Source organism: Nocardioides daejeonensis (assembly GCF_003194585.1).
Classification (GTDB): Bacteria; Actinomycetota; Actinomycetes; order Propionibacteriales; family Nocardioidaceae; genus Nocardioides; species Nocardioides daejeonensis.
Map to the genome: position 1 here is coordinate 695,823 of NZ_QHKZ01000001.1, position 26,402 is coordinate 722,224.

At 69.8% G+C, this 26,402-nt stretch carries 27 protein-coding genes and 1 pseudogene; 15 read left to right on the forward strand and 13 right to left on the reverse strand.

Annotated features, from left to right (window positions below):
- Positions 1–46: 46 nt before the first annotated feature.
- From DNK54_RS03300 to DNK54_RS03320, 5 genes are all read left to right on the forward strand, one after another.
- Entirely contained in the window at positions 47–1,012 is a 966-nt protein-coding gene (locus tag DNK54_RS03300; protein WP_110205489.1) for an NAD(P)/FAD-dependent oxidoreductase, read from the forward strand.
- On the forward strand, positions 1,009–1,659 hold the full coding sequence (locus DNK54_RS03305; protein WP_110205490.1) for a class I SAM-dependent methyltransferase: 651 nt from the start codon (positions 1,009–1,011) through the stop codon (positions 1,657–1,659). Before DNK54_RS03300 ends, DNK54_RS03305 begins: the two co-directional genes overlap by 4 nt.
- Before the next feature lie 367 nt (positions 1,660–2,026).
- Positions 2,027–2,812 carry an MOSC domain-containing protein gene (locus tag DNK54_RS21015; RefSeq protein ID WP_162602290.1) on the forward strand — a complete coding sequence of 262 codons (786 nt, stop codon included), beginning with the start codon at positions 2,027–2,029 and terminating at the stop codon, positions 2,810–2,812.
- 49 nt (positions 2,813–2,861) lie between these two features.
- A complete protein-coding gene (locus DNK54_RS03315) occupies positions 2,862–3,992 on the forward strand; it encodes a serine hydrolase domain-containing protein (RefSeq protein ID WP_110205492.1) in 1,131 nt (376 codons plus the stop codon).
- The gene (locus tag DNK54_RS03320) at positions 3,989–5,314 is read left to right on the forward strand and encodes a flavin-containing monooxygenase (RefSeq protein ID WP_110205493.1); all 1,326 of its coding nucleotides are present in this window, start codon (positions 3,989–3,991) and stop codon (positions 5,312–5,314) included. Before DNK54_RS03315 ends, DNK54_RS03320 begins: the two co-directional genes overlap by 4 nt.
- 21 nt (positions 5,315–5,335) lie before the next feature.
- Here DNK54_RS03320 and DNK54_RS03325 read toward each other — a convergent pair whose 3' ends face one another.
- Positions 5,336–6,604, reverse strand: a complete 1,269-nt coding sequence (locus DNK54_RS03325) for a competence/damage-inducible protein A (protein ID WP_110205494.1) — start codon at positions 6,602–6,604, stop codon at positions 5,336–5,338.
- Between the two features lie 35 nt (positions 6,605–6,639).
- Complete coding sequence (locus DNK54_RS03330) at positions 6,640–8,352, reverse strand: cation:proton antiporter (protein WP_110205495.1); 1,713 nt, start codon at positions 8,350–8,352, stop codon at positions 6,640–6,642.
- Positions 8,353–8,443: 91 nt separating this feature from the next.
- On the opposite strand from DNK54_RS03330, the gene DNK54_RS03335 reads away from it, so the two are divergent.
- Entirely contained in the window at positions 8,444–9,481 is a 1,038-nt protein-coding gene (locus DNK54_RS03335; RefSeq protein ID WP_110205496.1) for an FUSC family protein, read from the forward strand.
- Positions 9,482–9,771: 290 nt separating this feature from the next.
- Positions 9,772–10,849: pseudogene (locus tag DNK54_RS21395) on the forward strand (HNH endonuclease signature motif containing protein).
- A 12-nt stretch (positions 10,850–10,861) separates the two neighbouring features.
- Here the strand turns inward: DNK54_RS21395 and DNK54_RS03350 are convergent.
- From DNK54_RS03350 to DNK54_RS03360, 3 genes are all read right to left on the reverse strand, one after another.
- A complete protein-coding gene (locus DNK54_RS03350) occupies positions 10,862–11,449 on the reverse strand; it encodes a transglutaminase-like domain-containing protein (RefSeq protein ID WP_110205499.1) in 588 nt (195 codons plus the stop codon).
- Positions 11,450–11,459: 10 nt separating this feature from the next.
- Positions 11,460–12,125, reverse strand: a complete 666-nt coding sequence (locus tag DNK54_RS03355) for an aspartate/glutamate racemase family protein (RefSeq protein ID WP_204164395.1) — start codon at positions 12,123–12,125, stop codon at positions 11,460–11,462.
- A gap of 106 nt (positions 12,126–12,231) precedes the next feature.
- A complete protein-coding gene (locus DNK54_RS03360; protein WP_110205500.1) occupies positions 12,232–13,452 on the reverse strand; it encodes an MFS transporter in 1,221 nt (406 codons plus the stop codon).
- A gap of 156 nt (positions 13,453–13,608) precedes the next feature.
- On the opposite strand from DNK54_RS03360, the gene DNK54_RS03365 reads away from it, so the two are divergent.
- A complete protein-coding gene (locus DNK54_RS03365) occupies positions 13,609–14,415 on the forward strand; it encodes a DUF3626 domain-containing protein (protein WP_110205501.1) in 807 nt (268 codons plus the stop codon).
- A gap of 99 nt (positions 14,416–14,514) precedes the next feature.
- Here DNK54_RS03365 and DNK54_RS03370 read toward each other — a convergent pair whose 3' ends face one another.
- Complete coding sequence (locus DNK54_RS03370) at positions 14,515–14,772, reverse strand: Txe/YoeB family addiction module toxin (RefSeq protein WP_110205502.1); 258 nt, start codon at positions 14,770–14,772, stop codon at positions 14,515–14,517.
- Positions 14,769–15,014: a type II toxin-antitoxin system Phd/YefM family antitoxin gene (locus tag DNK54_RS03375; RefSeq protein ID WP_110205503.1), complete on the reverse strand. Its 246-nt coding sequence runs from the start codon at positions 15,012–15,014 to the stop codon at positions 14,769–14,771. Before DNK54_RS03375 ends, DNK54_RS03370 begins: the two co-directional genes overlap by 4 nt.
- A gap of 113 nt (positions 15,015–15,127) precedes the next feature.
- Here DNK54_RS03375 and DNK54_RS03380 point away from each other — a divergent pair, with 113 nt between their 5' ends.
- Positions 15,128–15,559 (forward strand): hypothetical protein, encoded by a 432-nt coding sequence (locus DNK54_RS03380; RefSeq protein ID WP_110205504.1) that lies wholly within the window; start codon positions 15,128–15,130, stop codon positions 15,557–15,559.
- Between the two features lie 50 nt (positions 15,560–15,609).
- The gene (locus DNK54_RS03385; protein ID WP_110205505.1) at positions 15,610–16,173 is read left to right on the forward strand and encodes a pyridoxamine 5'-phosphate oxidase family protein; all 564 of its coding nucleotides are present in this window, start codon (positions 15,610–15,612) and stop codon (positions 16,171–16,173) included.
- Here DNK54_RS03385 and soxR read toward each other — a convergent pair.
- Positions 16,165–16,620, reverse strand: coding sequence for a redox-sensitive transcriptional activator SoxR (soxR, locus tag DNK54_RS03390; RefSeq protein WP_110205506.1), 456 nt, complete (start codon positions 16,618–16,620; stop codon positions 16,165–16,167). The genes DNK54_RS03385 and soxR overlap by 9 nt on opposite strands.
- Before the next feature lie 46 nt (positions 16,621–16,666).
- Between soxR and DNK54_RS03395 the strand changes: the two genes are divergently transcribed.
- The 3 genes from DNK54_RS03395 to DNK54_RS03405 all read left to right on the forward strand — a co-directional run bounded on the left by DNK54_RS03395 (position 16,667) and on the right by DNK54_RS03405 (position 19,037).
- Positions 16,667–17,095 carry a YybH family protein gene (locus DNK54_RS03395; protein WP_204164396.1) on the forward strand — a complete coding sequence of 143 codons (429 nt, stop codon included), beginning with the start codon at positions 16,667–16,669 and terminating at the stop codon, positions 17,093–17,095.
- A 71-nt stretch (positions 17,096–17,166) separates the two neighbouring features.
- Complete coding sequence (locus tag DNK54_RS03400) at positions 17,167–17,778, forward strand: HIT family protein (protein WP_110205507.1); 612 nt, start codon at positions 17,167–17,169, stop codon at positions 17,776–17,778.
- Between the two features lie 41 nt (positions 17,779–17,819).
- Positions 17,820–19,037: a metallophosphoesterase gene (locus tag DNK54_RS03405; protein ID WP_110205508.1), complete on the forward strand. Its 1,218-nt coding sequence runs from the start codon at positions 17,820–17,822 to the stop codon at positions 19,035–19,037.
- A gap of 14 nt (positions 19,038–19,051) precedes the next feature.
- On the opposite strand, the gene DNK54_RS03410 is transcribed toward DNK54_RS03405, so the two are convergent.
- A complete protein-coding gene (locus DNK54_RS03410) occupies positions 19,052–19,417 on the reverse strand; it encodes a VOC family protein (RefSeq protein ID WP_110205509.1) in 366 nt (121 codons plus the stop codon).
- Between the two features lie 68 nt (positions 19,418–19,485).
- A complete protein-coding gene (locus DNK54_RS03415; RefSeq protein WP_110205510.1) occupies positions 19,486–20,115 on the reverse strand; it encodes a TetR/AcrR family transcriptional regulator in 630 nt (209 codons plus the stop codon).
- A gap of 98 nt (positions 20,116–20,213) precedes the next feature.
- Here DNK54_RS03415 and DNK54_RS03420 point away from each other — a divergent pair, with 98 nt between their 5' ends.
- Both DNK54_RS03420 and helR read left to right on the forward strand, forming a co-directional pair.
- A complete protein-coding gene (locus DNK54_RS03420; RefSeq protein WP_110205511.1) occupies positions 20,214–22,529 on the forward strand; it encodes an arylsulfatase in 2,316 nt (771 codons plus the stop codon).
- 123 nt (positions 22,530–22,652) lie between these two features.
- On the forward strand, positions 22,653–24,815 hold the full coding sequence (gene helR / locus DNK54_RS03425) for an RNA polymerase recycling motor ATPase HelR (protein WP_110205512.1): 2,163 nt from the start codon (positions 22,653–22,655) through the stop codon (positions 24,813–24,815).
- Here the strand turns inward: helR and DNK54_RS03430 are convergent.
- The 3 genes from DNK54_RS03430 to DNK54_RS03440 are packed head-to-tail and all read right to left on the reverse strand — an operon-like array spanning position 24,790 to position 26,400.
- The gene (locus tag DNK54_RS03430) at positions 24,790–25,308 is read right to left on the reverse strand and encodes a GNAT family N-acetyltransferase (protein WP_110205513.1); all 519 of its coding nucleotides are present in this window, start codon (positions 25,306–25,308) and stop codon (positions 24,790–24,792) included. The two genes, helR and DNK54_RS03430, sit on opposite strands and share 26 nt — an antisense overlap.
- An 11-nt stretch (positions 25,309–25,319) precedes the next feature.
- Positions 25,320–25,925, reverse strand: coding sequence for an MOSC domain-containing protein (locus tag DNK54_RS03435; RefSeq protein WP_204164397.1), 606 nt, complete (start codon positions 25,923–25,925; stop codon positions 25,320–25,322).
- Between the two features lie 13 nt (positions 25,926–25,938).
- Positions 25,939–26,400 (reverse strand): VOC family protein, encoded by a 462-nt coding sequence (locus tag DNK54_RS03440; RefSeq protein ID WP_110205514.1) that lies wholly within the window; start codon positions 26,398–26,400, stop codon positions 25,939–25,941.
- Between the last annotated feature and the right edge of the window lie 2 nt (positions 26,401–26,402).

Genomic DNA, 26,402 nt, shown 5'->3' on the forward strand with positions numbered 1-26,402 from the left:
CAAAGAACTTTGCGCATCGTGCGGGCCGTCGGGGAGATTGGTCGCCATGGAGACTGAGAAGACGGACGTCGTGGTGATCGGCGGAGGAGCGGCGGGGCTGAGCGGCGCCCTGATGCTGGCGAGGGCCCGGCGCAGCGTGGTCGTGATCGATGCCGGAGAACCGCGCAACGCGCCTGCGGCGGGCATCCACGGACTGCTCGGGCACGAAGGACTGGCGCCTCGGGAACTGGTGGCCCGCGGCCGCGCGGAGGTGGCGACGTACGGCGGAAGGATCGTCGACGACACCGTCACGGGAGTGAGAGGGGAGAGCGGTCGCTTCGAGGTGACCCTCGCCTCCGGGCGTGGCTGGCAGGCGCGTCAGCTGCTGGTGGCGGGCGGAGTGCGCGACCGGCTGCCCGAGATCCCAGGGCTGGCGCAGCACTGGGGCGGCGCGGTCGTGCACTGCCCGTACTGCCATGGCTGGGAGGTCCGCGACCGGCCGATCGCCGTGGTCGGGACGGGGCCGATGTCGTTCCACGGCGTCCAGCTCTTCCGCCAATGGACCGACGACCTGCACTTCGTGCGCCACGACGCACCCGAGCCCGCCCCGGAGCAGCGGCGGCTGATGGACGCCCGCGGCATCGTCTACCACGACGCCCGGATCGAGGAGGTCCTCTCGGACGGGGCCGGTATCGCTGGCCTGCGCCTGGATGACGGCACGGTGCTGGAGCGGGAGATCCTCGCGGTCGGGACCCTGATGGAGGCGCGCGCGGACTATCTGGCCGACGTGGGCCTGGAGCCGGTGCCACACGTCTCCGGGATGGGCGTGCACCTGGCCGTCGACCCGCAGGGACGCACCTCCGTCCCCGGTGTGTGGGCGGCCGGAAACGTCGCCGATCTGTCGGCGCAGGTCGGCGCGGCCGCGGCCGCCGGCGCGCTTGCCGGAGCGATGATCAACATGGATCTGGTGGTCGAGGAGGGCGCCGCCGCGGTGGCGGCCTACGAGACAGGGCCGCGCGGGGAGGGCCGATGACCGACTTCGGAGCGGACTTCTGGGCGGATCAGCATGCGGCCGGGCCGCTGGGCAGCGCAGTGAATCCCCACCTGCGCGAGCTGGTCGCCGGGCGTCGGACGGGTAGCGCCCTCGACGTCGGCTGCGGACACGGCGGTTCGGTCCGGTGGCTGACGGAGCAGGGGTGGCGCGTAACGGGTGTGGACGTGGTGCCCGCCGCCATCGAGGCCGCGAGGGCCAGTACCGCCGGGCTCGACACCCCACCGTCGTGGCAGGTGGGCGACGTGCTCAGCGGATGGCGGCCGATCGGCCCGGCCGCGGGATGGGACCTCGTCTGCAGCTTCCACGTGCACCCCGACGGTCCGATGACTGACTTCGTCCTCCGGCTGGCCGGGCTCGTGGCGCCCGGTGGCGCCTTGCTCGTGGTGGGGCATCACGCCGATGATCCGGCGCGACTCCATGCTCCCGCCGACCCGAGCGTCGTGGGGGAGGAGCTGGCCGCACCGTTGCGGGCGCAGGGCTGGTCGGTGGAGGTGAGCCGCCATGACGGTCCGGCCGTGCACCACCATGGCGTGCACCACCATGGCGCGCACCACCATGGCGCGCACGGACAGGAGGCTCCCCGCCCACAGGTCGACGTCGTGCTGCTCGCGGTACGCAAGGGCTGAGGCACGTAGGTCGGCGGCATCGCCCGGCTCGGGCAGGAACCGCCACGGAACAAGAAGATGGCGCCCGGAACGCCGGGCGCCATCTCGTCGGTGTGGGTGCGTGCGGTCAGGCCGCGACGCGAGCGGTCAGGTCAGGAGTCTCGGTCGAGACCCAGTGGGCCACGAGGCGTTCGCGGCCCTGCTCATCAGTCTCGAGCGTCCAGCGCATCTCCATCTCACTCACCCGCCTTTCCTTGTTCATGGGTTGTTCACCTGTCGTTCACCTTACCTCAAAAGTGGAGGAAGTTCACGGTTTGTGGCGTGTTTTCGGGATCTCGGTGGGGGAGATGCGCGCTTCAGACTCCGTGGGGTGGGTAGTGTCGCCGACATGAGCCATGCTGCGGAGATCTCGCCGGTCGTTCTCCGAGCCGGGTTCGCGGCGATCAAGGGCACGCGTCATGTCAGCCACAAGGCTGTGCGGCTGGATGCGCACGGTCCGGTCGGGGATCGGGAGTGGTGCCTGGTAGACCCAGCACGGGCACGTGTGCTCAGCACCGTGTCGACACCGCTTCAGATGATCACCACGATGGGGAGCAGCTCGGGCTCCCTGGCAGTCACCCTCCCGGGTGGCCGACAGGTCGTCGAACGGCCGGAGGCCACGGGCGATCCTTTCGTCGCCGACTACTGGGGACGTTCGATCACCGCTACGCCCCACCACGGACGGGTCGGCGAGGCGCTTGCGGAGCTCGTCGGCCGTCACGCCCTCCTCTGTCGGGTGCCCCGCGGCGCGATCGTGTACGGCGCCCCGGTGAGCCTGTTGGGCAGCGCCTCGCTCGACGACCTCGCGGCACGCATGCGCACGCCGCAGCTCCGGGAGGAATCCGAACGCTTCCGCTCGACCTTCCTGGTGGAGACCAGTCGGCCCGCCGAGGAGGACACGTGGCTGGGACGCACCATCGCGCTCGACGGTGCGATCGTCGAGGTGGTCGGCCTGATCGGACGGTGCGGCGTACCGAACCAGGCGCCGCTGACGGGCAAGGCTGACCTCTCCGTGCTCAAGGCGTTGGCCGGCTATCGGCCCGCCAACGCGCGCGGCGAGCCGATCTTCGGGGTGGAGGCGCGGGTGGTGCGCGCCGGCGTGGTGCGGGGTGCACCAGGCCCTGATGCCGTCTGACGGGATCGCAGGCTGGCCAGTGACATAGAACACGTTCTACGGTGCTCGGGTGGTCAACGGAGACTGTCACGCCGCGTTCCAACCCCTCGGCGACCTGCTCGCCCGGAACCTCGCGGAGGGCGTCGATGCCGGCGCCTCTGTCGCGGTCGTTCACGATGGCGAGCTCGTCGTGGATCTTTGGGGAGGGGAGGCCCGGCCCGGAGTGCCCTGGGAACGCGACACCGTGGTGCAGGTCTGGTCCGTCACCAAGGTGATGGTGGGTCTCGCCGCACTCGTGCTGGCCGACCGCGGCGAGCTTGATCTGGATGCGCCGGTGGCCGCCAGCTGGCCGGCGTTCGCCGCCCACGGCAAGGAGCACGTGCTGGTTCGTCACGTCCTCGGACACAGCAGCGGCGTGCCCGGCTGGACACCCCAGATCAGTGTCGAGCAGGCGCTCGACCTCGTCGCCTCGGAGGCACTGCTCGCCGACGAGGCACCCTGGTACGAACCCGGCAGTGCGCCGGCGTACCAGATCGTGGCACACGGGCATCTGGTCGACGGCATCGTCCGTGGCGCGACCGGACGCGGCGTGGCCGAGGTGCTGCGCGATGACGTGCTGGCCCCGCTCGGCGTCGACTTCCTGCTCGGCGTGCCCGACGGGGACCAGGACCGCTGCGCGGACCTGATCTCGCCGCCCGGAAGCGGCACGGACTATGCGGCGCTGCCGCCGGACGCCTTCCTTCTTCGCACCATCGCGAATCCACTGCTCACACCGAAGCGGTGCAACGAGCCGGACTGGCGTCGTGGCCAGGTCGGCGGCGCCGGTGGCCACGGCCATGCCCGCGGCATCGCCCAGGCGCAGGCGCTGGTCTCCCATGGCGGCGAGCTCGGCGGCGTGCGCCTCTTGCGGCAGGAGACGATCGACCGGATCTGGGAGGTCCAGGCTGACGGGACCGATCTGCTGCTGATGCGGCCGGTGCGCTTCGGCATCGGCTACGGGCTCCCGTGCTCGAGCGCCCCAGCGGTGCCGGACCGCCGGGTCTGCTGGTGGACCGGGTACGGGGGCGCGGTGGTCGTCAACGACGCCGACACCCGCACGACCGTGGCCTACACGCCCAACAAGCTGGCCGACCACATGCTCGCGTCGCCGCGTACCGACGCGTATCTACGCACCGCATTCGACTGTCTGGAGGCCTTGTGAACACCACACCGCACGTCTGCATCATCGGAGCCGGCTGCTCCGGCATCACCACGGCGAAGCGTCTCAAGGAGTTCGGCATCTCCTACGACCAGTTCGAGATGAGCGATGAGGTCGGTGGCAACTGGTACTTCCGCAATCCCAACGGCCGCTCCTCGGTCTACGAGTCGCTGCACATCGACACCTCCACCAAGCGCCTCGAGTTCGAGGAGTACCCGGCGCCCGCCGAGTTCCCGGACTTCCCGCACCACACGCTCATCCATGACTACTTCAAGTCGTACGTCGACGAGTTCGGTCTGCGCGACAAGATCGAGTTCAACACCGAGGTGGCCCGGGCGACCCGCACCGGCGCGGGGTGGGAGGTGACGCTCTCGACCGGAGAGACCCGTTCCTACACCGATCTCGTCGTGGCCAACGGGCACCACTGGAGCCCCCGACTCCCGGACTACCCGGGCGAGTTCGCCGGAGACCTCATCCACAGCCACCACTACATCAATCCGTTCGAGCCGGTGGAGATGCGCGGTAAGCGCGTCATCGTCGTCGGCATGGGCAACTCCGCGATGGACATCGCCTCGGAGCTCTCGAGCCGCTGGATGGCCGAGAAGCTCTATGTCTCCGCGCGCCGCGGAGTCTGGGTGCTGCCGAAGTACCGCAACGGGGTGGCGGCCGACAAGGTGATGGCTCCGCCGGACATCCCCAAGGAGCAGGCCCTCGCCGCCTCGCGGCAGATCATTCGAGAGCTGGTCGGCAGCATGAGCAACTACGGCCTGCCGGAGCCGGACCACGAGCCGCTGGCCGCGCATCCGTCGGTGAGCGCGGACTTCCTGACCAAGGCAGGGTCGGGAGACATCCACATGCTCCCGGAGATCGCCCGGCTCGACGGCCACACCGTGCACCTCGCCGACGGCACGAGCGTGGAGGCCGACGTGATCGTCTGCGCAACCGGCTACAACATGTCGTTCCCCTTCTTCGACGAGGGGGAGGCCGAGCTGCATCCCGACAGTGAGCACCGCTACCCACTCTTCAAGCGGATGATCAAGCCGGGCGTCGACCACCTCTTCTTCCTGGGCCTCGCCCAGTCGTCGCCGACGATCGTGAACCTGGCCGAGCAGCAGTCCAAGCTGCTGGCCCGCCTGCTGCGCGGCGACTACGTGCTGCCGTCGGTCGAGGAGCAGCTGCAGATCATGGCGGCTGACGAGGCGGCGCACCTCGAGCAGTACTACGACGCGCCACGCCACACGATCCAGATCGACTTCGCCCGCTACGTCGTCGACCTGATGAAGGAGATCGAGGCAGGGGCGACCCGGGCGCTCGATGCAGGCTGACAGCCATCACCGCTGACCGCGTCAGGCGTTGCTGGTCAGCACCTCGCGCAGGAGGTGCAGCGTGCTGACCACGGCGCGGCTGCGCACCGCCGAGCGACCGCCCGCGAGGCGGAGGCGTCGGTGCACGATGCCCCGCGGCCCGGCGACGGCGACATGGACCAGTCCGACTGGCTTCTCCGGCGTACCTCCGTCGGGGCCGGCGACTCCGGTGGTCGAGAGCCCGTACGTCGTCCCGAGCCGAGTGCGCGCACCCTCCGCCATAGCCCGCGCGACCTCCTCGCTTACGGCTCCCACTCGTTGGAGCAGCTCCGGCGACACAGCGACCTCGGTGGTCTTCGCCTCGTTGGAGTAGGTCACGAAGCCGCCGACGAGATAGGCGGAGGAGCCGCTGAGGTCAGCAAGCCTGCTGGCGAGCATGCCCGCCGTACAAGACTCGGCCGTGGCGACCGTGGCTCCGGCGTGGCGGAGCAGGTCGGCGACGATACGGTCAAGGTCGCGACCATCGGTGCTGAAGAGATCGTCACCGAAGTGGCTCCTGAGCGCCCCCGCAAGGTCGGCGTAGCGCGCCTCGGCAGCGGGGGAGAAGCGAGTGACCACCTCGAGTTCTCCCTCACGCATGCAGGTGGTGACCTCCAAGCCCTCCACCGAAGAGGATGCCTCGTGCTCGCGGAGCGCGGCAGCCAGCTCGGGCTCGGGCGCGCCCCAGATCCGGAGCGTCTCCTGCTGGATCGGATCGACCTGCCCCAGCACCGTGGCCACCAGTGGGTCAGCGACCGCCGCGGGCCACATCGCCCGGAGCTCGCCCGGGGGGCCGGGCAGCACCAGGACAGGCGGGCCGGCCTCGGCAGGGACGACCAGGCCGGGAGCGGTTCCGGTGGGCTCGAGGACATGCGCGCCTGCGGGCACGAACGCCTGCTTGCGGGCACCCGCCGCGAGGGCCGGGGTGACCTCCCAACCCCGGGCGTTCGCCAGCCGCTCGACGATGGCGAGGATCCGCGACTCGAGGGCCGTGTCCAACTGGAAGGAGTGGCCCTGGTGCCGCGCGACGAGCTCGGCGGTGAGGTCGTCCGCGGTGGGGCCGAGGCCCCCGGTGGTGATCACCAGGTCGTGGTCGTCCAGGGAGGCGAGAGCCGCCGACAGATCGTCGGGCCGATCGCCGACCACCACGATGCGTCCGACGTCGACTCCTCGCTCGCGGAGCTGCTCGGCCAGCCACGGCCCGTTGCGGTCCTGGACTCGGCCGGTGAGCACCTCGGTGCCGGTGACGACGATGCCTGCACGAGCGGTCATGGTCACCAACGTAGTGGGCGGTGCAGTGCGCACCCTCAGATGCCGGCGTTGAGCCGCTGCTCCTCACGGTCGAGAAGCGCCTCCGCGGCGGCGTACGTCTCGCTCGTGTAGGCACCGATGGAGCGCTCCACCAGGAGCGCCTCACGCATCGCATCGAGGTAGAGGCGCTGCACGACCAGCGACTTCTCGCGGGTGCCTGGCTTCGTGGTCCGTAGATGCTGGATCTGGCCGAGCAGGATCGGCAGGAAGCGGCGCTTGAGTGAGTCGGCCAGGTCGGGGTCGATCGGCTCGCCGTCGATGACCAACTCCTCCATCGGACCGAGCGCGTCGACGGTAGCGGTCGAGAGCTGCTTCATCAGTGCGAAGAACTCGCCCCGCTTGCGCTCCGGGCTGGTGGTCTGCAGGGAGAGACGCCGGATCAGGGGAGGGAGGCTGAGTCCGAAGAGGACCAGGGTGACCACGGCGACGAGCACTGCCACCACGACGACCGTTGCACGTTGGTCGGCGTCGACGGGCAACGTCTGCACCGCGGCGAGCGTCACCACACCGCGCATGCCGCACCAGGCGAGGACGAGCCCCGAGCGTCCGGTCAGTGCCTCGCGGACGCCGAACTCGACGTCGGCGTGGCTGCGTCGGATGTGGTGGCGGGCCACCTGAACGCGTGCCATCTCGCGCGTGGTCTCCGGACTGAACTCCTCCAGCCGGGCCTGCACGTCTTCGAGCCGCTGACGCTTGCGAGTGGTGCGTTCGGGTCGCAACCGCCGATCCATCAGCAGCGGGCCGGCGACGCCGACGAAGCGGATCAGGATCAGCAGGGCGACGACCACGGCCACCATGGCCAGGATGCGGAGATCGCTGGTCTCGCCCCGTGCCTCCTCCACCAGGCGTGGCAGCTCCAGGCCCATGACGAGGAAGACAGCGGTCTCCAGGAGGAAGAGGATCGTCGCCCAGTTGGTGCGCTCCATCTGCCGGTCGCGGGCCGTGAACCGGCGTCCGGCCTGATGGCCGGTCACGAGGCCTGCCACGACCACGGAGAGCACGCCGGAGGCGCCGATCTCCTCGGCCGGGATGAAGGCGAGGAAGGGGACCGCGAACGAGATCGAGGTGTTGAGCACCGGGTCGGCCAGCCGCTGCCGCACGAGCACGGTCGCCCAGCCCACCAGCCAGCCGGTGATGATGGCCCCGAGCACCGCCCACCCGAAGTCGACCGTGGCCTCACCGAGGCTGAAGCTCCCGACCGAGAGGGCTGCCAGGGCCGACCGGAGTACGACGAGAGCGGACGCGTCGTTGACGAGACTCTCGCCCTCGAGGATGGACATGACGCGCGGCGGCAGCCCCAGGCGCCGGCCGATAGCCGTCGCGGCCACCGCGTCGGTCGGAGAGACGACGGCGCCGAGCGCGATCGCCAGGGGGAGTGGGATGCCGAAGAGGGTGTGCACCACGCCACCGACCAGAAGCGCTCCCACCACGACGAGCACCAGCGCCAGCCAGGAGATCATGCCGAGATTGCGCCGCAGGTCGAGCACGGGCAGGTTGACGGCTGCTGCGTAGAGGAGTGGCGGGAGGACGCCGGTGAGGATCACCTCGGGGTGCACATGGATCGGCGGCACGCTCGGGATGAAGCTCACTGCGAAGCCGAGTGCGAGCAGCAGCAGGGGCGTCGCCACCCCGGTACGCCGGGAGAAGGCGACGGCGATGATCGAGATCACCAGGCCACCGCCCGCGAGATAGAGGAACTCGTGGTGCACGCAGGCAGTCTAGGAAAGAGCCCCGACGCACTGGCTTCGATGATCACGGTGACTCGGACCGGACGCAGGCGCGGCGATCTACGGTTGCCTCATGGGATTCACCGCCGCCATCCGCGCCAACAGCCGACCGCCGGCGCTGCAACTGGTGAAGACCGCGGTCGCCACCGTGCTCGCCTGGGTCGTCTGTAGCCTGACGATCCACGACGGCCCCCCGCCGATCTTCGCTGCGATCGCAGCCATGCTGGTGGTGCAGCCCAGCCTCAACCAGTCGCTGACCAAGGCCATCGAGCGCAGTGTCGGTGCTATCGCCGGTGTCGTCCTCGCTTCGGCGCTGGGCATTGCTTTCGGCCACAGTGCCGTGGTCGTGCTGAGCGCGGTCGCCTCGGCACTGGCCCTCGCCTGGGTGCTGCGGATGACCACCGGCTCGGGCAACCAGGTCGCCATCAGCGCACTGCTGGTGATGGTGATGGGAGCAACGACGCCCGGGTACGCCGGCGTGCGGGTTCTGGAGACGATCATCGGCGCGGCGATCGGAATCGTCGTGCATCTGGCGCTGGTTCCCCCTGTGGCCGTTGAACCGGCCCGGCTCGCGCTCGACGAGCTGGGAGGGGAGATCGCCGCGTCCCAGGAACGACTCGCCCGGGCGCTGCTGACCATGCACTCGCGGCGCGAGCTCGACGAGTTGCTCATGCGAGCCCGCCGGATGCGTCCGCTGGGGGAGGCGGCCGAGTCTGCGCTGGACGACCTCGAGGACTCGCTTGCGCTCAATCCCCGCCGGCATCGACACCGCGACGAGCTGGTGGCCATGCGCGAGAGCCTGCACAGCTTCATGCCGATCGTCACCCAGACCCTGGGCATGACGCGGGCGTTCGTCGACCAGTACGAGGACGAGCTGGCCACCGAGCCCGCGGTGCAGGGCATCGCTGAGGAGCTCCGCCGGGCCGCGCACGACATCCGCCGGGAGTTGCGTCTGACCCTCGCTGTCACCTACCCGACCTTCGCTGACACCGACCCGGCACTGACCGCTCCGCTGCGCCTGAAGGCGCCGAAGGGAACGCGGTGGATCCTTGTCGGCTCGCTGATGGAGGACCTGCGGCGGATCCGGATGGGCCTCGGCGCGCGCCCCTGACCCGGCCGAGCCGCCCCTTCCAACGGGGGCCACAGTCACGTCGGCTGGCCGTCCGGGTTGTGTCGGAGCCGCTTCCTAGCCTGGAATCACCAGTCGTTTTCCAGCCGAAGGAGGTGGCAGCGATGGTGACGACCACCGACCCGATCAGCACCGCGGTCGGCGATCTCCGGGCCACGCTGGCCAAGGTGGCCGACGCCAACCCCACCTTCCTCACCACCGTCGAGAAGGCGGAGATCCTCCGGGAGCTCACCGCCGCCCGCTCCCAGTTCGACGAACTCCAGCTCCGCGTGATGGCCGCCGCCGCTGATCTGGCTGCCTCCAGCGGTGCCCGCGACATTGCCTCGTGGATGGGCCAGCACACCCGCGGTCACCCGGGGGTGCTGCGGGCCGAGGCGCAACTCGCCGCCGGTCTGGATCGCAACTGGACCGAGTTGGCTGCCGCCATGCGAGCAGGAAGGGTCAACCAGGCACAGGCCCAGGCGATCGCACGGGCCCTCGATGCGATCCCGTGCCGGCTTGGCGCCGCCGTCCGAGAGATGGCCGAACGGCACCTGGTCGAGCAAGCCGCACGATTCGGCCCGCTTGACGAAGCTGGGCCGCAAGATCCTCGAGGTCGTCGCCCCGGAGCTCGCCGAGGCAGAAGAGGCCCGCCGCCTCGCAGCCGAAGAGCGCGATGCCCACGACAAGACCAGCCTCACCCTGCGTGCAAAGGGCGATGGCACGACCTGGCTGTCGGCCCGGATCCCCGACGCGGCCGCCGCTCGACTCGCCGGATACCTCGAGGCATTCACCAATCCCCGCAAGGAGCCGATCCGCCCGGACGACCCGTTGAAGAAGCAGCCCTATCCCCGGCGTTTCGGCTGGGCCTTCTGTTCTCTGCTCGAGACCCTCGACCCTGGCCGGCTGCCGGTTCACGGGGGCGACGCCACCACCCTGGTCGTCACGATGGGGCTCGACCAGTTGCGCCGAGAGCTCGGCACCGCGGCCATCGGCATCCACCTGCCCGGCGACCCCGGTGACCAGATCACGGCCGCCGAGGCGCGACGCCTGGCCTGTACCGGCCAGATCGTCCCGGTCGTGCTCGGCGGCGCCTCCGAGGTGCTCGATGTCGGGCGCGCACAGCGCCTCTTCACCCGAGCCCAGCGCCGGGCGATGCTCCTGCGCGACAAGACCTGCGTCGCCGAGGGCTGCGACATCCCGGGCACCTGGTGCGAAGCCCACCACTGGCTCTCCTGGGCAGGCGGCGGCCGCACCGACCTCGACAACGGAGGGCTGCTCTGCAGTCACCACCACCATCGCGCCCACGACGACCGCTACGAAGTCGACCGGCTACCAGACGGCGGAGTCCGATTCCACAGGCGGCGGTGAGCTTCGCGCCCACTACAACGACGTGGGCAGTCCCGAGCGATAGAGCTCGAGCAGAGACGACGCGCCGCGAAGTGCGGCGACAACAGCGGGGCTCGCGGTACGACGTACCTCGGGATAGTCGACCTCGCCGGCCTCGGGACGCGTCGGCCATGCCAGTTGCTCCCCGCTCAAGGAGAACTGCGCGTCAACTCCTGGCTTGTTGCCGCGCGGATCCTGGCGGTGCCACGCGCCGTCGAGATACACAGCAACGAGTCCGTGCACCATGAAGTTGTCGCCGTCATCAGTCAGCAACTGATAGCACAATCCCGTAGGTATGCCCTCCGCGCGCAGGATCGCTGCCAACAGATGCGCCTTCGCGTAACAGAGGCCTGTCCCGGCTACGAGGGCTTCGGAGGCGCTGAGGGTCACCCGTGGATCCTGGGCATCCCAGGAGTGGGTGATCTGGTCCCTGACGTACTCGAAGGCGACCCGAGCGAACGCGGGATCGCCGGCAGTGTTCTCGCGCAGGCTGCCAGCCAGCTCCCGGATGGCGGGCGTCTCGTGATCGACGATGGCATCCGCATCGAGATAGCGGTGGGGGGCGTCCGCCAGCAGTTTCACACCGCCAAGCCTAGGGGAGGGGAGGGGCGGTTTCCTCCGAGCTCCGTCGCGTGGCGCTGAGCCACTCGACGGCAAGACGAGGACTGGACAACACCGCCACCCCCACGTTGCCGATCGTGGCTAGCGCATCAGCCATGCTGGCTTGGGCAAGCACAAGGACGTCTGCGCGGCGGGCAGCGTGCCGGGCCGCAGCCGCGACCTCACTGAGATAGGACTCCCGGTCACCACGGAGGAAGGCGTCCCATGCTCCGGCGACCGTGACCATCTCCGCGGTGAGAGGAACGCCGATTCGGTTGGCTTCCTCCTGCAGGAGGAAGTGCGTCGGCACCAGGGTCGACTCCGCCGCTGCCAGCACGACGATCCGCCCGCCCAGTTCGACCGCGCGTCGCATCATCGGCCGGTCAACGCGGATCACAGGCACGGGCGATCGGACGGCCTCGGCGAGACCGCCGATCGTCGAGCAGGTGCAGCAGACGACGTCCACGCCCTGGGCTACCAACTCCTGCACGCGACGCTGGACGGCGGGCCGTACGGCATGCGTCGGTTCGACCCGGCAGCGCTCAAGAAGCGCCTCATCGACGACGTGGACCCGCGCCGCATCGCCACCCATCTCGTCGAGCAAGCGATCGAAGGTGGCGACATGCAGAGACGCGGTGTGCAGGAAGCCGACGGTCATCACGGCAGCCAGTATCCAGCGGGCCGGCACAAGGCGTCCTGTCTCATCCGTCACGCGAGGTGACGGTCACCGCGACATGGAACCCGACGCGACTGGCCAGCTCGGGCTACCGCAGGCCGTTAGCCCGGCGTCCGGGTCGCGTCCGCGCTCGACCCTGCACAAGCGCGATCGCGCAGGCAAGTGCCAGCGCGAGCACGGCGCCCGCCCAACCAGGGGCGCGGGCGCCGACGTGACCGACAAGGATTCCGGATCCCGCGCCGCCGAGCGAGACTCCGAGGTTAGTGGCGGTGTTGACCCACGTGGAGGCCTCCGTGACCTCGGCCGCGTCGACGAGCCGGTCGCTCGCTTGGTAGGCGACGACGTAGATCGGTGAGATCGCGAGGCCACCCACGGCGAGTGCGACGGCGAACAGCAAGAACGGAGTGGCTGCGCTCGCCATGAGGGCAGCCGCGCCGATCACCGCCAGCAGCCGGCAGAGGCTCCGCCAGGCCGACCAGGCTGGCTGGAGGCGGCCCCAGAGGAGACCGCCGGCGACCGATCCGACGGCGATGCCGGCATCCGCCAGACCAGCCCAGGACGGATGACCTGCAGCGAGTGCCCGCGCTGCGGTGGCGGTGTAGATCGTTGCGCTCACCGCGCCAACGGCTCCCATGACGAGGAGCAATCTGAGAAACGCGACATGTCGGAGCGGGCCACGGGCGATTCGCTGCTGCTCCAGAGCCAGTGGCGCGGAAGCTGCGGGGGAGGCTGCCAGACCGGCGGCTCCGACGACGACAAACGCCGCGCAGATGAGAAGACCTGCATACGCCGGGGCGAAGGCCATGATGCCCGCCGCGATCATCGGGCCGATGAGGTAGAGGGTCTCCTCGCCCACGGCGTCGAGGGAGTAGGCCTTGCCGATCGCTTCCTCCGGCACAAGCGTGCGCCATTGAGCTCGCATGCTGGACCCCAGTGGTGGGCTAGCCAACCCGACGGTCAAGCCGGCAACGAGCCAGGGGAGCGGCGTCGCGATCCTGGCGTGAGCCATGGCGGCGGCAAGGACGAGTACAGCCACCATGGCAGCTGCTATCAGGGGCAGGACGAGCCGCTGCCCGTAGCGGTCGATGGCACGGGACTTGAGCGGCATGGAGAGCGAGGCGAGGCCGTTGAGCGCCATGGCCGTCGCTGCCGTGGAGAACGAGCCGGTGGCGTGCTGGACGGTGAAGAGGAGCGAGAGCGGGAGAACGCCGTAGGTGAGGCGGCCAGCGAGAGCGAGCACGAACGTGCGCGCAACGCCTGGCCGTCGGAACAGATGGGCGTAGCCCCCGGCAACGAGAGTGCCGGACATGAGCATCTTTCGGGACGGTGCGGCCACGGGCCGCGTTGGTGGGGACGCTGAATGCGCCGACGACCGCGAAGTCGTCGGCCACCTGGTCCCTAGTCCCGCTTGAACATGCCAGCAGCCTAGGGCATGCGAGGGGCCGAACCTTCGTAGGATCCGTTCATGACCCGATCGGCTCATGAGCGGCAGGATGCTGGAGGCCATCTGCCGGCCGCTCGCGTTGAGGCCGTCACGCTGCAGTTCCATCCGGATTGGCCGCATGGAACCGGCAAGGTGATCGAGTCGATGGTCGCTGACCGGTACTACAGGTCCCAGTTCGCGACGGGCATCTCCAACGGCGGCTTGACGGCGTTCCGCGGCGGCGACCGGTGGCGGTGGGAGAGCAGGCTGTTCGCCGGGAGGTACGACGACGGGCCCGCGTCAGAGCGACCCGTCTATGGCGCCTGGAACCGTCGGGCCGATCCGTACGGCGGGGCGATTCGGTTCGGCTCGTCGTACGTGCGTCTGCGTCCTGAGGCGATCAACAGGTCAACCTTCTGCTTCCCGGACTCGGTCCTGGAGCCGGTGGATGTCGGAGACGCCACACTGCTCCCTCGTCTTTGTCGCATGGCCGCCGAGTCGGGCTTCGACGATCTCGACGCGTGCGTCGAGGCGCACGTCCACGGCGCGGTTCGCTTCGGCGCCGATGTGGAGGCCATCGTCTTGGATCCATGCTTCATCGGGATGGATGTCGCGGATGCTGCAGACCGGTTGGGGTGCCGGATCGAGTTTCACCCGGGATTCCGCGCATCGCCGGACGACTTCGATCCGGAGTACCGCGGCGCCCACATCGTCGAACTCGCTCGCTTGCTCGGAGACGATCTGACGCCGCGGATCGTCGGTGACGCCGCCCGGACGGGCGCGCATCCACCCCAAGCGATCAAGCAGGTCTGGCACTGCCTGGCGCGCTTCGGACGAGTCGACAGTTAGGCCCAGGTCGGGCAGCAGGCCCAGGGGAGGCGGTTGCGTAGGTCAGTCGGTGCAGCAAACAGACCGTGGATTGACATAATGTCAGTTATCGGCAGTATTTCACCGGTAGCGGAAGCGAGCCTGCAGGACCACCAGGTCCTCGTTGTCGACGAGGTAGACGAGCCGATGCTCATCGGTGATGCGGCGTGACCAAGCGCCGGCGAACAGGTGTCTCAGGGGCTCCGGCTTGCCGATGCCGTCCGCCGGATCGCGAAGTGCGTCGTCGATCAGCCGGTTGATCCGCTTGAGGATCTGCCGGTCGGCCCGGAGCCAGTGCTTGTAGTCGTCCCAGCCGTGCGGTGTGAAGACGAGCCTCACTCGGTCAGCTCGTGCTCGTGCCGATCGCCCGTCTTGGCCTGCTCAAGGCTCTCCAGGAGGCGCTTGGCGTTGGCGGGCACCCGCAGCAGGTAGGCGGTCTCCTCGAGGGCCGCGAACTCGTCGGCGGAGATCAGAACGGCGTTGCCGCGCCGCGAGGTGATCTCGACCGCGATGCGGTCGTTGTTCACCTTCTCGATCAGCGGGAAGAGCTGCTTGCGAGCCTCGCTTGCGGTCACGGACATCGAGGACCTCCTTGGAGTGGTACGAGGTTACGGTACCACTTTACCTAGGTCGCAGGCGTTGTCGAGCCTGCGCTTCCCTGCGCGTTCAGGTGTGTTGTGTCAGTGTCGGGGCCATGGAGTTCGAGACCGATCCCGCTGTTGTCGCGCGGCTCGACCGGCTCAGCGAGGCCTGTCGCGCGGCCCCTCGTGAGATCGCACCGCAGGTGCAGCTCTGGAAGGCGGTCGCAGCGCTCGACCGGTGGTTCTTCATCAACCGCGGCACCGTTGAGGCGCCCAAGCCCTACGCCGTCGATGCAGCGCAAGGAGCGATGCTCTGCATCTTCAGTAGCGCGGAGCGTGCCAGCGGAGCGGCTCGGACCAGTGGGCTCATCGCAGACGGGGAACCAGCGCCGCTCTTCGGAGTACCGCTGCCGGAGGCCGTCGACTGGGTGCTGGCGTTCGCTCGCGGCGGCGTGGTGGGGGTGGTGATCGACCATCCCGTCCTGGGTGCGTGGACGCCGTTGGCGAACCTCGAACGGTTGCGCACTCCGGATGGGCAGGGCTAGCCCACGGCCCTAGGCTGTCACCCCACCGGCACAGACGACAGGGGCGGACGATGGCCACGCAGCTTCACCAGATCACCGACCGCCTGCGCGCCTTCATCGATGCGCAGCAGATGTTCTTCGTGGGCACCGCTGCCCGCGACGGGCGCGTGAACGTCTCGCCGAAGGGCCTGGACTCGCTGCGGGTCCTCTCCCCCCACCGCGTTGTCTGGGTCAACGGCACAGGGAGCGGCAACGAGACTGCGGCGCACCTGTTGGACACGCCGCGGATGACCCTGATGTTCTGCTCCTTCGCACGCGAGCCCCTGATCCTCCGCCTGTACGGCGTCGCGCGCTGCCTGCACGCAGGCGATCCGGAGTGGGACCAGCTCCAGGCCCTCTTTCCGCCGCTGCTCGGAGCCCGCAACATCTACGATCTCGAGGTCGACCTGGTGCAGACCTCCTGTGGCTACGGCGTACCGCTGATGGAGTTCGAGGGCCAGCGTGACCTCATGGAGCGCTGGGCGCGCAAGAAGGGTGACGACGGCCTGGTCGCCTATCAGCAGGAGAAGAACCGGTGGAGCATCGACGGCCTGCCGACCGGACTACCCGGCGCCGACGACGCGGCCTCACTCTGAGACGAGGCGCCGCGCTCCTGGCCCCTCCTCCCCCAACGTGTCCTCGGGGTTCGTGTAGGGGCACGACGTCAGCGACAGGCAGCCACACCCGATGCAGTTCGCCAGGTTGTCCCGCAGCGCAACCAGGCGCGCGATCCGGCGGTCGAGATCGGTGCGCCACTGTCGAGCCAGGCGCGCCCAGTCTCGCTTCGTCGGTGGGTGCTCGTGCGGGAGCTCGTCCAACGCCGCCTTGATCCGGGCCAGCGGGATTCCCAGCGTCTGCGACGCCCGGATCAAGGCGATCAACCGGAGTGTGTCGCGGCGGTACTCGCGCCGGTCCCCCGGGGTACGCCGGCTTGTGATCAGCCCGACCTGCTCGTAGTAGTGCAGCGTGGAGACGGCCACGCCGGCACGGCGGGCGACCTGGCCGGGCTTCAGCCAGATCGCAGCACTCGGGATCTCGGTCATGGTCCGTCCTTGACGTCAAGTGCACTTGATGAAGTCGACTGTACCCATGACTGCCACCACCCTGGAACCCACCGCCGCCGACGTCGCCGAACTGCACGCCGTGATCGCCGACGTCGAGCGCGGCTTCAACACGAACCAGCCCGACCTGCTCATGCGACGCATGGCTGAGGACGCCATCGTCACGACCGCCGTCGGCGCGGTGCTGCGCGGCCGTCCCGTCATCGATGAGGCGACCCGGGCGGGACTTGCCCGCGGAGCGCTCACCACCGCAACCGCCCACTGCCGGGTCAGCGACCTCACCCTCGTGGCGCCGGATGTCGCAGTGGTCACGAAGCTCGCCTGGTCGACCGCCGACCAAGCAGACCGGGGCGAGGCGCCGGAGATGAGCGCCCTCTACGTCTTCGTACGCCGCGCCGGCGCCTGGTGGATCGTTCGTCGCCAGAACACGCTGACGCCGCCCGCCGACCGCCCTTGAGTCGACTCATTCGGTAGCCGGACTCCGCGGGGATACGTCCTCCGTGGCGGGCAAGCACCTACGCTCGCCTCATGGCGATGACACCGGAGGAGTTCCACAAACACGCCCTGTCAGCGGCCGACGACGAGCGCCGGCTCCCGCTCTCTCGCATGACGATGTGGGAGGTGGCGCCCTTCGAGCAGGACGGGCTGCGCGTCGTACCACTGCGTGACCCGGAGCCGGAGAAGCCGCGCTTCGACGAGGATCCGGCTACCTGCGCGACATGTCGACAAGACGATGCAGTCTGGTCCAACGAGCGTTGGCGCCTGAAGCGGATCGACGGCGTCGGTGTGCCGTTGGTGCTGATGCTGATCCCCCGCGCGCACCATGACATGGCCGACCTCCCGGACGAGCTCGCCGCTGAGCTGGGCGTCCTGCAGGTGCACATCACCCGTGCCATGGAGGCTCTCCCCCACGTCGCGCGTGCGCACACCTATCGCATCGGTGACGGCGGGGCGCATCTGCACATCTGGTTCTTCGCCCGCCCCGAGGGACAGGCGCAGTTCTTCGGATCCTGGCTTCCGGTCTGGGACGACCTGCTGCCGGCCTACCCGGAAGGGCTCGCTCAGCGCGACGCCGCCGCAGTGGCCGCCGCACTGGAAGCCTCGCTTGCTACACCGTATACCCCGCGCGACAAGGGGTAGCGAGCGACGGCATCGCTGGGGCGGCATGTGAGACTTCCCAGGTGATCGTGATCGGCGTGCTCATCGGACTCGCCGTTCTCGGTCTCGTGATCGCCGCCCACGTCTACGCCTGGCGACGGCTGGTGCGTGACACGACGCGCACCACCCGGGCACGACGCGTCGGCACGGTGCTGTTCCTGGCGGGCCCGTTCTGCGTGGCAGGGACGATCACAACCAGGCTCCTGGACCCTCCGTTCTGGCTGGTGCGGCTCCTGGCGTGGCCGGGGTACCTCTGGCTGGCCGTCTTCCTCTATCTGGTGCTGGCACTCGCCGCGGCCGACGCCGTGCGATGCGCCGTGCGATGCGCCGCGCGCCGGATCGCTCGGGAGAAGTCTGCATCCACCGTCTCGGAGCAAGCGAAGCCGCCACCGCCCACGGCACCGGTGCAGGCTGTGCTGGACCGCCGTCAGCTGGTCGCCCGGGCAGTGGCGACAGGTGCGGTGGGCGTCGCAGTGGCGACGGTCGGCCACGGCACGTGGTCGGTGCTTCGTGGACCTAAGGTCCGGCGTGTCACGGTGCCCTTGCACCGGCTGCCCCGCTCGGCCGACGGCTTTCGCATTGCCGTGGTGAGCGACATCCATCTCGGCCCGACACTGGGGCGCGGCTTCGCCGAGCGCGTGGTCGCGACGGTCAACGACACCGGCGCCGACCTCGTCGCTGTGGTGGGCGACGTGGTGGACGGCGACGTGGAGGATCTCGCCCGCGCCACCGCTCCCCTGGCGCGGCTCAGTGCGCGGCACGGTGCCTTCTTCGTCACCGGCAACCACGAGTACATCTCCGGTGCGGGCCAGTGGGTCGACCACTTCCAGGATCTGGGGCTCCTCCCGCTCCAGAACGCACGCGTCGAGCTCCCCGGCTTCGATCTCGCCGGCGTCAACGACGAGATGGGCTCGCGCTACGACGCCGGGCCCGACTACGAGCGGGCACTCGGCGACCGCGACCCCGCGCGGGCGGTCGTACTCATGGCTCACCAGCCGGTCCAGGTGCATCGGGCCGTCGAGTACGGCGTCGACCTGCAACTCTCCGGGCACACCCACGGCGGGCAGCTGTGGCCCGGCAACCTCGTGGCCGGCCTGGCCAATCCGACGGTCGCCGGACTCGAGCGGTACGGCGACACGCAGCTCTATGTGACCCGCGGTGCGGGTGCGTGGGGTCCTCCCACCCGCGTGGGGGCGCCGTCCGACGTCACGGTCATCGAGCTTCGCTCTCGTGACGCCTGAGCGACCTCCCTGCGTCAGGAGACCTCGGTGCTGCCCTCGTAGAGCCCGATGACGTTGCCGTCCGGGTCGGTGACTGCCGCCCACCAGCTGGTGGGGCTGATCTGGGCCCGCGGCATCGCCAGCTGGCCGCCGCCGTCGATCGCTGCGGCGATCGCGTCATCGATGGAGTCGACCTCGACATAGGAGCGCGGTTGTTGGAAGTCGGGGCTGCGAGGCGCCAGTCCTCCCCCGCTGATCTCGTTCGGTGCCTGCCACATCGGGTAGTCCTCGAAGCCCGGTGGCGCCGCGATCTGCCAGCCGAAGACCGAGGAGTAGAACGCCTTCGCGCGCTCCATGTCCGCCACCGGGATGTCGATGTGAGTGATGTCGCCGTGTGCCATGGCCAGGGCTCCTCTCCTGCGTCTGCAACCACCCCCTCGTCCACGGTACTCCGGGCTCGTGCCGCTGCCTATCGTGCTGACGAGACGTCCGGCGCCTGGAGTCCTGCGGCCGTCATCGCCACGATCTCAGCCACCGTTTCAGGCAGGTCGCCCTCGTCCACGGCACCGATGTTCCAGCGGCGCTCGAAGGCGGCCAAGGCGCCGACCGCCATCTCCAACCCGAGCTCGATGCGACGCCTGGCGGTGGCATCGTCGAGGTGGGCGAGGTGGCGCCGCATCCGCTCACCGATCCGCACCTGCACCTCGTTGGCTTCGGCCAACAGGGACTGGCGGAAGTCCACCGTCGTCATCGTGCGCACCATGAACTGGGCGTAGGTCGAACCGGAGCCCGCCCGCCGCACGTGGTCGGCCAGGGGTTCGAGCACCAACGTCACCAGGTCGGCAAGGTCGGGATCTGGTCCTGCCTCCGCGTCGTCGAGCCGGGCGACCCGGACGGCGTTGATCTCGGTCATCCGGCGGCGGAAGACCTCGGCGACCAGCTGGTCGCGGCCCCCGAAGTGGTACTGCACCGCTGAGTTGTTCCGTTGCCCGGCCGCGCGGGCGATGTCGCGCAGGGAGACGCCGTCCGGACCGTGCTCGGCGAAGAGGCGCTCAGCCACGGCGATGAGCGCCTCGCGAGGGTCGGTCGGTGGCGGCACCCCGGCAGCGTAGTCGCGGTGCCCACTCGACGGGACCCCGACCCCTCCTGGTTAAGACACTGTCTTAACCTCGGGCGGTCCCCCACCAAGGAGTCTGCATGCCCGAGCCCACGCCCGCCTTCGCCGGCAAGATCACCGATGCCATGTCGCAGTCGAAGCCTTGGTGGCCGCCGCGGGTGTCCTCGCCCGCGGGCGCGCCCAACGTGGTCGTGATGATCGTGGACGACCTGGGCTACTCCGACATCGGCCCGTTCGGCTCCGAGATCCCGACTCCGCACCTCGACGCCGTCGCTGGCGAGGGGGTGCGGCTGGCCAACTTCCACGTGACGCCCACCTGCTCTCCCACGCGCGCTGCTCTCCTCACCGGCCGCAATGCGCACGCGGTCGGCATCGGCGGCGTCTGCAACGTCGATCCCGGCTACCCGGGCTATGCCGCCGAGCTCCCGCCGAACCAGCCCACCATCGCGGAGACCCTGCGCGACCAGGGCTACAGCACGCTGATGGTCGGCAAGTGGCACTTGTGCAAGGAGCGGGATCTCGGCGTCGGGGGCAGCAAGCACTCCTGGCCGCTCCAGCGCGGGTTCGACCAGTTCTACGGCTTCCTCGAGGCGCAGACCAACTTCTTCCATCCCCACCAGCTCTACGAGGGCAACAACCCGGTCGACGTCGACCAGTACCCCGAGGGCTACTACCTCACCGACGATCTCACCGAGCGGGCGCTGCGGATGATCACCGACGCCGTGACCGACCAGCCTGCCAAGCCCTTCTTCCTCTACTACGCGCACGGCGCCGTACACACGCCGCTGCACGCGAAGCCGGAGGACATCGCCGAATTCGCCGGACAGTACGACCGCGGTTGGGACGAGGTGCGGGCGGAGCGCTTCGCTCGTCAGAAGGAGATGGGCCTGGTGCCTGGGGACGCCGTTCTCCCGCCCCTCAGCGACGCCCCGGACAAGCCCGTGCTCCCCTGGGCGGAGATGCCGGAGGGCGGCCAGCGCCTCGCTGCCCGTTACCAAGAGGTCTTCGCGGCGATGGTCGGCACCATCGACGAGTCGGTCGGCCGGATCCGAGGCGTCCTGGACAGGCTGGGCGTGCTCGACAACACCGTCTTCGTCTTCCTCTCCGACAACGGCGCCGCCTCCGACGGCGGCACGCACATCGGCAACCCGCAGCACATGTCGTCGCTCAACGGCAACGCCAGGCGACCGATGGAGGAGCGGATCCCCGAGGAGCTGCCCCTGCTCGAGCTGATCGGTGGCCCACGCACGTGGCCGGCGAACCCGGTCGGCTGGGCGACCACCTCCAACACCCCGTTCCGCCGGCACAAGTTCTCGAGCTTCCGCGGGGGCAACCAGGTCGCGTGTCTCGTCTCCTGGCCGCGCGGCCTGGGCGAGGTCGGTGGCCAGATCCGCCACGAGTACACGCATGTCACCGACATCATGCCGACCCTGTTGGAGCTGGCGGGCGTACCGACGGCAACCGAGCGGCAAGGACTCGCCGCCGATCCCCTCGACGGGGTGAGCTGTGCCCCGCACCTGCGCGACGGCTCCCTTCCCACCGCCCACACCGAGCAGTACCTGGAGTGCTTCGGCGAGCGTGCCTACTACCGCGACGGCTGGGAGGCGGTCGCGATCCGCAAGCCGCTCACCCCCTTCCGTGACGACCGGTGGGAGCTCTACGACACCGCTACCGACGTCAACCAGATGCGGGACCTGGCGGAGCTGCACCCAGACCTGGTCGCCGAGCTGACGGCAGCATGGGACGAGGCCGCTGACCAGAACCAGGTGCTCCCGATGGTCGACGGCACGCCGGTGCACTGGTTCTCCCGCAACCCGGTCGACGAGCAGCTCTCCACCCGACCCCAGCTCTTCCTCCCGGAGAACGGCACGGTGGAACGCTACCGATCCAGTCACCTCATCGACGGGCGGTCGTTCCAGATCCATGCCGACCTGGCCGGCTACCGGCCTGGTGACGAGGGCGTGCTGGTGGCCCACGGCGGGCAGGAGGCGGGCTATCTCCTCTATGTGGAGGAAGGCCATGTCGTCTTCGCCGAGAACGCCTTCGGCCCGATGGTGAGCACGACTCCCGCTCCGGTGCCCGTTGGCGCACGCCGGATCAGTGTCGCAGTCACCGCCCCGGGCAAGGCGCGCTGGCTCGTCGAGGTGCTCATCGACGGCGCCGTGGTGGCGACCAGCGAGGAGTTCGTCCAGCTGACCTGGCTGGTGCCCTTCAACGGGCTCAACATCGGCCGCGACCGCCGCTCCCCGGTGCATTGGGAACTGGCGCAGCGCAAGGGCACCTTTCCGTGGACCGGCGTCCTGCAGTCGGTCACCTACGAACCGGGCGAACACGCCCCCGACGCGTTCGCGACGATGGTGGACCAGTTCCGGGAGATGGGCCGCGCGACGCAGTGACCCGTCGGGTCAGGCAACCCTCCGCCACTTCCAAGGTATAGCCGAGTGGGGGCCTTGCGGCAAGGCCCCCACCGTGCCCCACAATCGCCACTCCCCCGCCCTGCCTGCCCCGGAGTTGATCGAGTGCCGCCCACCCCGACCCCTGTCTTCGCCCTGCCCGACGAGTTGCACGCCAAGCGCGCGGCCGAGCTGATCGAGGCCGACGAACAGCATCTCCGAAGCGTCGCCGAGGCGCTCGCGGACGACCTCCATCGCGTGGAGGCTCGGCTCACCGCAGCCCGCCGTCTCGACGCGGGGGGAGGACAGCGGGCGCTGGACCGCGATCAGGAGGTACGCCGCCTCGCGGCCCGGGCGGCCCACCTGCGTCGCGCGGGCCTCGACGTGTGCCTGGGGCGGATGGTCACCACCGAGGGTGAGGTGATCCATCTCGGACGGATCGGCCTCTCCGACCGCGACGGCCGACGGCTCCTGGTCGACTGGCGAGCACCCGCTGCCGAGCCGTTCTTCGCGGCGACGTCGGCCCATCCGCGTGGCCTGGCCAGCCGGCGGCGCTACCGCTGGTGGCAGGGGCAGATCGTCGACTACTGGGACGAGTCGCTCGGACCCGATATCGGCACCCCGCTCGCTCTCGACGCGGACTCGGCGTTCCTGGCCAGCCTGGGCGCCAGCAGGACCGCGCGGATGCGGGACGTCCTGAGCACGCTGGCCGCGGACCAGGACGCCATCATCCGCGCGGGATCCCAGGGCACGCTCGTGGTCGACGGTGGCCCCGGGACCGGCAAGACGGTCGTCGCCCTGCACCGGGCGGCGTACCTCCTGCACGCGGACCCGCGGCTGCGCGAGGGGCGGGGCGGGATCCTGTTCGTAGGACCGCACCAGCCCTACCTCAACTACGTCGCCGACATCCTGCCGGGCCTCGGAGAGGAGGGTGTGCTCACGTGCACGGTGCTCGATCTCGTCCCTGGCGGCCGGGACCTGCCGCCGGAGGCCGACCCGGACGTCGCCGCGCTCAAGGCGCGCGCCGACCTGGTTGAGGCCGTCGAGCCGGCCGTGGCTCTCTACGAGGAGCCGCCGAGCCAGGGCCTCCTGGTCGAGACCCCCTGGGCCGAGGTGTGGCTGAGTACCGAGGACTGGGCCGAGGCCTTCGCCGCACCCGACCCCGGTACGCCGCACAACGAGGCACGGGAGCAGGTCTGGGAGGCGCTACTCGACCGGTTGGTCGACAAGCACGCTCAGCTGGAGTCCGGCGCCTCCCCTACCGGCGCCCGGCGAGCGCTGGCCCAGTGTCCGGCGCTGCTCGACGCCATCGGTGGCGCCTGGCCGGTGCTGGATGCCGAGGAACTCGTCGCGGATCTCTGGACCGTCCCTGCCTACCTGCGCCGCTGCGCGCCCGACCTGACCGCAGCGGAGCGTGGGCTGCTGCGACGCGAGCAGGGCGATGCCTGGACGAGGTCGGACGTTCCCCTGATCGACGCTGCCCGCCGCCGGCTCGGCGACCGGCACACGGCCCGGCGCGCCCGGCGGGCTGCCGCCGAGGAGGCCGCACAGCGCGCCGAGATGGACGACGTGGTCAGCCACCTGCAGGCTTCCGACATCCACGGTGAGGGTGTGATGGCGATGCTCCACGGCGAGGACCTGCGCGCCGCGTTGGTCGAGCATGCGCCCGCCGCACGCTCGGACATCGGGCGTCTGGACGGTCCCTTCGCGCACATCGTGGTCGACGAGGCGCAGGAGCTCACCGACGCCGAATGGCAGATGCTCCTGGCCCGCTGCCCCGCGCGAAGCCTGACCGTGGTCGGCGATCGCGCCCAGGCCCGCCGGGGGTTCAGCGAGAGCTGGGCGGAGCGTCTTGCCAGGGTGGGGGTGCAGCGGATCCGCCACGCCCTGCTGACGGTGAACTACCGGACTCCGCGCGAGGTGATGGAGCGCGCTGCAGCGCAGATCCGCGAGGTGTTGCCCGATGCCAACATCCCGCGCTCGGTCCGCTCCTCTGGGATCGAGGTGCGGCAGGGTGCTGTGCACGAGCTCGACACGCTCCTGGCGGCGTGGAGTGCCCACCATGCGGAGGGCACCGTCTGCGTCATCGGCGCCGCCGAGCAGCCGGGCGACCCTCGGGTGCAGTGGCTGACACCGGGACTGGCCAAGGGGCTCGAGTTCGACCTCGTCGTCCTGGTCGACCCGGAGCAGTTCGGGAGCGGCATCGAAGGCGGGGTCGACCGCTACGTCGCGATGACCCGCGCCACCCGCGAGCTCGTCGTACTCAGCGCACCTGCGATCGAGCCCTGACCATGCGACGCTCCCGGCCGTGATCGTCCAGCTCGGAGTGCCCGTCGAAGACGAATCCGTGCCGCCGGTAGAAGGAGATCGCGCGCAGGTTGCCGTCCAGCACCCACAGGTGCGCTGCACGATCGCCGACGGCCGTAGCAAGCAGCCGGGAGCCGAGGCCGGTGCCGTAGCAGCGCTGGCGCACGTAGAGCGCCATGAGGCGCAGGGACGGCAGCTCTGCGGAGGAGGCATCGGGCTTGTATCCCGAGGTGGCGAAGCCGAGGAGACCAGGCTCGGTATCCACCGCGACCCAGGAGGGATGGGCATCGACCGTCAGGATCTGCCGCCAGCGTTCGATCCGCTCGCGACGGCGGTCGCGCCGTTCCAGCAGAATCCGCTCGGGGATCAGGCCCGTATAGGCCTCCTCCCAGACATCCAGGTGGAGGTCGGCCAGCGGCTCGGCGTCCCGCGGCCCGGCCCTGCGGATCTCCACGTCTTCGGTCTCGCAACCCATGCGCTCGCCGCCTAGACCGGCGCGAGCGGGCGGTGCGGTGCGGGCGGCAGCTCGATAGCGATCTCCATTCCGGCTCGGATCACGCCGCCCCGCTCGACGACCGCCATCACCCCTGCTTTGCGCACGATGCCGACACCGTCGATGCTCTCTGCCCCTCCCGTCGGGCCGAGCCCCACCTCCGACTCCGAGTGGATGCCGTCCACACGTGCGACCACGACCTTGAGCAGCCCTGCCGAGAAGTCGTTGATCTGGCTGCACGGGTTGCGCAGCCCGGTCAGGCGGAGCACCGTCTCGCCTATCTGCAGCCGGGTGTCGGTGGGCAGTCGGAGCAGGTCGACACCCTCGGTCAGCACGTTCTCGCCCAGGGCACCCGGCGGTACGTCGTGTCCAGCGGCCCTGGCCTCGTCGAGCAGCTCGCGGTGGATCAGATGCACCTGGCGCAGGTTCACGACGTTCGGGTTGCGCCGCTTGCGGGAGCGGTGCTGCACCAGCGTCCCGGCATGCGCATCCCCGGCGACGCCCATTCCCTCGATCAGGGTGATCTCGTCCTGCACGGTCTTGCTGAAGGTGTGCAGCTGCTCCCTGGCGACCGCCGCCACACGCGCGCTCTGCGTCATGCCCGTCACCCTCTCAATCCAGACAGAACTCGTTGCCCTCCGGGTCGGCCATGACGATGAAGCCGGCCTCCATCGGCGGAGCCGGATCCGTGCGCTGGCCGCGTGTGGCACCGAGCAGGACGAGCCGGTCCGACTCGGCCTCGAGCGCAGCCATCCGCTCGTCACCGGCGAGCCCGGGGGCGATCCGGACGTCGAGGTGCACGCGGTTCTTGACCGTCTTCGACTCCGGCACCTGTTGGAAGAAGAGCCGCGGGCCGGTGCCGGCGGGGTCCTCGATCGCCGAACGGGAGTTCCATGCCTGCTCCGGTACGCCGATGCTCGCCAGGAAGCAGTCCCAGGCGGCCAGCGGGTCCTCGCCCTCGGCCAGCTCCACTCCTGGCGGAGCCGGATGTACGTAGCCCAGCACGGCCGCCCAGAAGAGGGAGAGCCGGCGCGGGTCGTGGGCGTCGAAGGTGATCTGGACCGCTCGTGACATCG